Below are 6,875 nucleotides of genomic sequence, written 5' to 3'. Positions count from 1 at the left end.
TTCCTGGAGGACGCGCCCCCGCCCCCGGACTCCCGCGCGGTGGCGAGCTTCGGCTCGCTGGGCGAGGACGCCCTGGCCTCCAGCCCCGCGGATCCGCTGCTGCGCTCGGGCCTCGTGTTGGCGGGCGCGAGCGCCCCGGTGCCGTCGGGTGACAGCGCCATGGCCGTCGCGCCCGACAACGCGCTGGTGACGGCGCTGGAACTCGCGGGCCTGGACCTGTGGGGCACCCAGCTGGTGGTGCTCTCCGCGTGCGATACGGGGCGGGGCGACGTGAAGCTGGGCCAGGGCGTGTACGGGCTGCGCCGGGCCTTCCTCGTGGCGGGAGCGGAGACGGTGGTGATGAGTCTGTGGAAGGTGAACGACGAGACGACGAGCACGCTGATGGAGGCCTACTACCGCCAGCTCCTGGCGGGGCAGGGCAGGACGGCGGCGCTGAGGGAGGCGATGCGTGAGCTGAGGAGGACCCTCCCGCATCCCTATTACTGGGCGCCCTTCATCGCCATGGGCCGGGAGGGACCCCTGCGCCTGAGCGCGTCCCGCGGCCCGGGTCGCGCCGGGGCGCATCAGGGGATGTAGAGCTCCGCGCTCCTGTCCTGGTTGCCTCCGGTCACCAGCACCCTTCCCGTGGGAAGCAGCAGCGCCCGGTGCCCGTCCGCGCGTTCCCCCGCGGTCCTGCTCGTGGGAGTCCAGGTGTCCAGGGCCGGGTTGTAGACCTCCGAGGTGGCATTGGTGCGGTAGCTGTCGGGGTTGCCGCTCGTCTTGGTGGTTCCCCCCGTCACCAGCACCCTGCCATCCGGGAGGAGCACGGTGGCATGGTCATGGCGTCCCGAGAGCATGAAGCCTCCAGCGGTCATGCTGGCCACGGCGGCCCACTGGCCGCTCTCCGGGTCGTAGGCGTCAACCCGGGAGGTCGAGTAGGAATCCAGGCTGGGCCTGGACGAGTCTGACCGGAGGTAGAAGCCACCTACGACGAGGACCCGGCCCGATGGCAGCAGCGTGGCCGTGTGGCCGCTCCGATACGCGTGCATGGGAGCCGCCACGTTCCAGGTCCCATTCCGCGCATCGAAGACCTCCGCCGTCGCCAGGGAGGCACTCTTGGGCTGGCCTCCCCCGGTGACCAACACCCTGTCCGAGGGCAGCAGGGTGGCCGTATGCGCGGTACGCCCCTCGGTCATGTTCGTCTTCTGGACCCAGGTCCCCGCGTCCGGGTCGTACAGCTCCGTGGAGGCGAGGCCTCCCGTGACGAGGACCCGGCCCGAGGACAGCAGCGTGGCCGTGTGGCCGCTCCGGTTCTGGTTCATGGCGCCGGTGGCCGTCCACAGCCCCGAGCCCGGGTCATACAGCTCCGCCGGGGCATTCTGCGACGTGCCCCCCGTCACGAGCACCCGGCCCGAGGGCAGCAGCGTGGCCGTATGGCCCTCACGCGGCGTGGTCATGGAGCCCTCGCGGGTCCAGTGTCCGGAGAGCGGGTCGAACACCTCCGTGGCGGTGAGCCTGACCCCCATGGCATCCACACCGCCAGCGACCAGGACCCGGCCGGAGGGCAGCAGGGTCATCGTATGGCGCTTGCGTGCCGAGCGCATGCCTTCCACGGTCTTCCAGACGCCGGCGCCCGCCTCGTAGCGCTCCACGCTCGCCACGCCGCCCCCCAGGACCAACGCATCCCCCTGGGGCAGGGAGATGGCCGCATGGCCTGTACGGGACTCGGCCAGTGCCACCGTGGAGCTCCATGTATTGCGCTCCGGGTCGTACAACTCCGCGGTCCGCAGCGTGCCGCCGTAGCTCCCCCCGGTGACAAGCACCTTGCCCGTGCCGAGGAGGCTGGCGCCATGGCCGGTGCGCCCTGGGGGCGCCATGGTCTGGATGGGGGCCCAGGTCCCCGTCCCCGGGTCATACAGCTCTCCCGTGGCCAGGGGCGCGGAGGGGCCGGTCCCCGCGAGCACCAGCACCTTGCCAGAGCCCAGCAGGGTGGCCGAGTGGCCCGCACCCCGGGCCTCGGCCATGGCGCCGGTGTGAGACCAGGTGTTCTTGTACGGGTCATACAGCACCGCGGTGGCGAGGGGCTCCGAGAGAATCGCCCCCCAGCCGCCGAAGTACGTCCGGGTTCCCCCCACGAGCAGCACCCTGCTCGAGTCCGGCAGCACCGTCACGGTGTGGCCGTGGCGGTGGTCGGGCAGTGGGGCCGTAGCGGACCAGGTTCCCTTGCTCGGGTTGTACACCTCGGTGGTGTTCAGCGAGGTGAGGGAGTCCGCCCCCCCGGCGACATAGACACTCTGGTCGTATCTCAACCGGATGGCCGTGTGGAGATGCCGGCTCCCAGCCATGCTCCCCGTCGGGGACCAGGTGCCCGTGGCCGGGTTGTAGAGCTCCGCGGACCTCACCACGTTCCCGGTGGCGTCCCTGCCGCCCGCGACCAGCACCTGACCGTTGTCCAGCAGGGTCGCGGTGTGGCCCCAGCGCGCCTCCGCCATGTCGCCCGTGGAGGAGACGGTGCCGGTCCTCGGGTCATGGAGGTCCGCGGAGGCCAGGGCGGAGGTCGGGGCCCGGCCTCCCACCACCAGGATCCTGCCGTCGTTCAGCAAGGTGGCGGTGAAGTCCCGACGGCTGGCGGACAGCGTCCCCGAGGGCCGCCACGCCGGACAGTCGGGCAGCCCACCGACGAGGAACTGGACCGAGCTGGACGGCCCCAGCGAGTGGATGAGGGTGGCGGAGACGAAGGGCGGCGTCCCACTGGCAAGGCAGTCTGGCGCCCTCCAGGAGACGCTGCTCGTGGTCTCACCGTCCTGCCGGGTCTCCAGGGTGCCCAGGGTGGCGGACCACTCGAAGCGCAGGCTCCCCGCCGGAGGCGTCTCCGCGGTGACCTGGAAGGAAACCGTCCCGCCGGGCTGGACCATGGGCATCAGCGGCCGGCGGTCTGTCACCCGCGGCGGGCCGCCCGCGTCCGTCGAAGTGCCCGCGTCCGTCGAAGTGCCCGCGTCCGTCGAAGTGCCCGCGTCCGTCGAAGTGCCCGCGTCCGGAGCGTCCGAGCCTCCGTCCTCATCCGGGGTCTCGTCGCCATTGCCGGGACTCTCACAGCGCTCGGGAGCCCGCTCGCAGAGCCTGTGCTTCTCCAGACCGAAGTCGGCACAGCCCGCGCCCACCAGCACCGCCAGCACCGCCAGCACCGCCAGCAAGGCCCGGGATGAGGGCGTGCTCACGGCAAGCTCCCTGACACGAAGGCCGATCTCCCATCCGTCCCCAGGCTCACCGAGCCCCGTTCCGTGGGCGCGCCAAGCAGATACATCCCCGCCGCCAACCCCAGCCCGAGCACGCCCGCGCTCATCAGGCCCACGCCCGTGGTCTGCAGCGTGCGGCCACGCGAGACGCTGCGATCCACGCTCTCGAGGTCCGCCAGGGTCGGGTCCGTGTTCTGCAGCTTGGACAGCTCCCCGCGTGACAGGGCCCAGGACACGCCACCGGCGGCGGCGAGCGTGCCTCCAATGATGGCCGGCAACAGGGCCCTGGAGCGCGGCGTGCGCTCTGTCCGCGCGGCCGGCGGGACTTCCGTCGCGGAGGGCTGCGCCGGTTCCTCATGCGGCGTGTCCGCCACCTGGGCCGTGGCCTCGCCGCGCCGGGCCAGGGAATGCTTCACATCCTTGCGCAGGGAGTCGAACTGCTCGGATATCCTGGGCGACACCCGCACCGGCAGCTGTGCGTCTGGCTGGAGGAACAGGGCGGCCTTGAAGGCGCCGGCGGCCTCGTCCTTCCAGTTCATCTCCGCCATGATGATGCCTTCCCAGAGTGACAGCGCCACGTCATCCTCGACGCCACTCGACAGGCGCCGCGCCGTGACGAGCTGCTCAAGGGCGCGCTCGAACGCCAGCGCCTCATGGAGCCTGCTCACGGAGACCAGATAGGGCTGCACCGCGGGTCCGGGAGCCGCGAGTCCCTTCCATGGCAAGATGACGAGAAGAAGCCTGCACAGAGCCGCTCCCAACGCTTGACCTGAACGCATGCATTCCCTCGGGGCCGCCTTCCTAACATGGCGGACGAACTCGGGGAAACACGGTGCCCGCGGATTCGAGCGACAATGGCGGACATGGCGGCCCGCCTTGCATCCATCGTTTGTCTCCTCGCTGCATTGCCTGCCGCTGCCAACGTGGCCGCCTCCACGCGTATGCCGGCGACCTTCACCCTGTCATCGGGTACCGCGCGCACGCGCTCGGAGGTGCTCAGCGAGAAGCTGGACTTCGATTGCGCGGAGGCGGAGCACGAGGCGGTCTGCCACTTCGAGGCGCGCTACCGGCTGCGCAACGGGACCACCGAGGCGGAGGTCATCGATGCAGCGTTCCTTGGACTTCGTACGCGCGAGGTGAGCGTGCGATTCGACGAGGAGCCTCTCCCGGTGACAGAGGGCCAGGCGGACTCGATGGGCCCCACGTCAGGCTCTGGAGAGGTGGAGCGCTTCGGCTTCACCCTCACGCTTCAGTCCGGGCGGGAAGGGGAGCTATGGGTGCGCGGCCTGATGCAGCTCGAGCGGCGCTTCCTGCCCTCGGGGTACGTGTGGCCCGCGGTCCAGGCGCGCCACGCACTGCTGTCCCCCGGACCGGCGCGGGCCACGCACTGGGACATCGACTATCTGCTGGGGCCCATCCGGACCTGGGCGGGCAACCCCGAACTCCACGTCACGGTGCGTGTCCCTTCCGCGTGGGAGGTGGGCAGCAGCCCGGACGCATCCGCGCGCACGCTGCCGGTGGCCACGGGCTGGCGGCTTCGGCACGAGGGCGAGCATGTGGTGGCGGAGCGGAGCCTCTCGGCGGCGAGCGCGCCCGAGTGGCTCAACGTCACGCTGACGAAGCCCAAGCCGTGGTGGACTCCGGGCGGCGTGCAGTTGGGCCTGGGCGCGCGGCTCGGGGACGATTCCCGCGTCATGGCTCGGCTTGGTTACCAGCTCGCCGCGCCCGAGTCCTTCCTGCATTCGCTCTCGGTGGAGACGGACTTTCGCGAGCAGCTCGTCCTCACGCCTCTCACGCAGTATGCGACGCCCCAGGTCGCCATCATCCCGAGCCTCGGGCTCGGCCTGGGAGTACCGGTGCAGGTGCTCCCCGAAGCCAGGCCTGGCCTGCGGCTCCTCGCGGACCTGCATTTCGGTCCGCTGGGGGCCGCGCTCAGCTGGGACCACTATCCGGCGCTGCGGGAGGGCACGGACTCCTTCTCGCGGCTCATCCTCCTGTTCCAGGTAGGGCTGTAGGCCGGCCGGCGCTGTTTGTTTGGAGATGCCGCATCGGCTGGGCCTTTCCATAGCTCGATGGTGGCCGGCATCTGCTCGATGACGCCCCACTTGAGCACGGTCTTGAAGACCGTGTTGAGCACCACGAGCACGTTGTTGACCGTCTTCGGGCTGCGCAAGCTCCGCGTGGTCGTGCGCCGCGCCGGCTCCGGAGGGCTGTGCGCGGCAGGGCCCCGGCGTTGCTCAGGCGGGCCCGGCGACGCAGTAGATGTCGAAGCTGATGGTCGACCCCGCCCGTGCACCGCTTGGCCAGCCGATGATCCAGGACCATTCGTTGTAGCCCACGGGCGTGATGTCCAGGCGGGGCCCATCACCGAGCACGACCATTCCGATCTTGGCGGTGAGGTTGGGGAGGAACCCACCGCTCGTGGCGACTGGGTAGGCCGCCGGGCACGAGTAGTGGAAGAACTGGTCGACTTGGCCGGCGGGAATGGTGAGCGTGTACCTTCCCTGCCAGCCTGGGCCGCCAGGGATTGCGTGGCTCACGCCAGGCAGGGTCACACCCAGGGCCACGGCCCCGGTGAGCACGAACGTGAGAAGAGAACGGCTCCTGCGGCGCGCGGCCACTTCGCGGGTGCTGAATGGCGACAGGCTCATGACGACCCCAGTGTTCGATTTTTTTGCGGCTTTGGTTGACTAGTCAGCTATTGGGCAGGGTGCGCTTCCTTGAATTGTCTGTCAAGAGGATGGGGTTGGTTTTGAATTGGAGGGAAATGCGTACGTGATTGTGCTTATGGATGTCTCGCTAGTGTGTTTCCCTGAGGTTGCGTCATGTGTGGTGAGAGCGATTGGCGCGACGGAAGAGTGTCCTGCCGCTACCAGGGAAGCGTGCCGTCGGCGGTGATGAAGCTGCCGGTTGCCGAGAGTGGCAACTGCGTCGCCCGCAGCACCATGGTCCCGCCCAATCCCATCTCGGCGTGCGCTCCTTCGTCGACTCCACCGTCGCAGCCAGGGCCGGGCTCTCCTCCTCCAGCCCCGGCTTGAGGAGGGGTTCGCAGGGCCCGTCGATGTGCCACGGCTCGCGGCGTGGACGGGCGGGCGCCCATCGATATCGGCGCCGCGCCCGACCGTCCTGCTCACTGCATCATTTGATGTAGGGCCGGATGGTGAAGACCTGGCTGGGAGAGTCCGCGCAGTTTCCCGCCAGGTCGCACGCCCTCACGAACCAGGTGTGCTCGACGTAGTCCAGGAACGCCTCCAGGTAGAGCACCGAGTCCGAATCGGGGACCGCGTACTCCTGGTCATCGATGAGCACCGTGTATTGGACGTAGTGCTGGGCGTCGTAGGAGGGCACCCACTCGAAGATGTAGAGAGGATTTTCCCACACGACCTCCCCGGGAGACGGCGCCATGAGGAAGGGCGCGGTCGGCGCCTGGAGGTCCACGGAGAAGGACGCCCAGCCGCTGCTCGTGCACTGCGCGCCGGCATCGCAGGCGGTGACCCGCCAGGTGTGGGCGCCCTCGGCGAGGTTCGCCGTGGGCGTGTACCGCGTCACCGTTCCCGCAAGCGTCACCGGCGTGCCCCCGCTCCATTCAATGACATACGACACGATGCCCACGTCGTCCGTGGCGGGGGCCCAGGAGAACTCGGGTCGAGGGGTGGCGAC

Annotated in this window: 6 protein-coding genes; 2 read left to right on the top strand and 4 right to left on the bottom strand. The window is 69.8% G+C overall.

Translation table 11 applies throughout. From position 1 onward, the window contains the following. The coding region (locus tag D7V93_RS34260; RefSeq protein WP_147451495.1) for a CHAT domain-containing protein at positions 1-576 on the top strand (576 nt) is incomplete at its 5' end. Here D7V93_RS34260 and D7V93_RS34255 read toward each other — a convergent pair. Continuing rightward, on the bottom strand, positions 564-3,197 hold the full coding sequence (locus D7V93_RS34255) for a kelch repeat-containing protein (protein WP_147451494.1): 2,634 nt from the start codon (positions 3,195-3,197) through the stop codon (positions 564-566). The genes D7V93_RS34260 and D7V93_RS34255 overlap by 13 nt on opposite strands. Then, positions 3,194-3,883, bottom strand: coding sequence for a hypothetical protein (locus D7V93_RS34250; RefSeq protein ID WP_147451493.1), 690 nt, complete (start codon positions 3,881-3,883; stop codon positions 3,194-3,196). The genes D7V93_RS34255 and D7V93_RS34250 overlap by 4 nt, the downstream gene beginning before the upstream one ends. 273 nt (positions 3,884-4,156) lie before the next feature. Here D7V93_RS34250 and D7V93_RS34245 point away from each other — a divergent pair, with 273 nt between their 5' ends. Further along, positions 4,157-5,230, top strand: a complete 1,074-nt coding sequence (locus tag D7V93_RS34245; RefSeq protein ID WP_244237678.1) for an OTU domain-containing protein — start codon at positions 4,157-4,159, stop codon at positions 5,228-5,230. Between the two features lie 222 nt (positions 5,231-5,452). On the opposite strand, the gene D7V93_RS34240 is transcribed toward D7V93_RS34245, so the two are convergent. Both D7V93_RS34240 and D7V93_RS34235 read right to left on the bottom strand, forming a co-directional pair. Continuing rightward, positions 5,453-5,866, bottom strand: coding sequence for a hypothetical protein (locus tag D7V93_RS34240; RefSeq protein WP_120647377.1), 414 nt, complete (start codon positions 5,864-5,866; stop codon positions 5,453-5,455). 487 nt (positions 5,867-6,353) lie between these two features. Continuing rightward, positions 6,354-6,875: Ig-like domain-containing protein (locus D7V93_RS34235; RefSeq protein WP_504739590.1), on the bottom strand; the 522-nt coding region annotated here is incomplete at its 5' end.

This window comes from Corallococcus llansteffanensis (assembly GCF_003612055.1).
Taxonomy (GTDB): domain Bacteria; phylum Myxococcota; class Myxococcia; order Myxococcales; family Myxococcaceae; genus Corallococcus; species Corallococcus llansteffanensis.
This window is presented reverse-complemented; position numbering and strand designations above follow the sequence as displayed.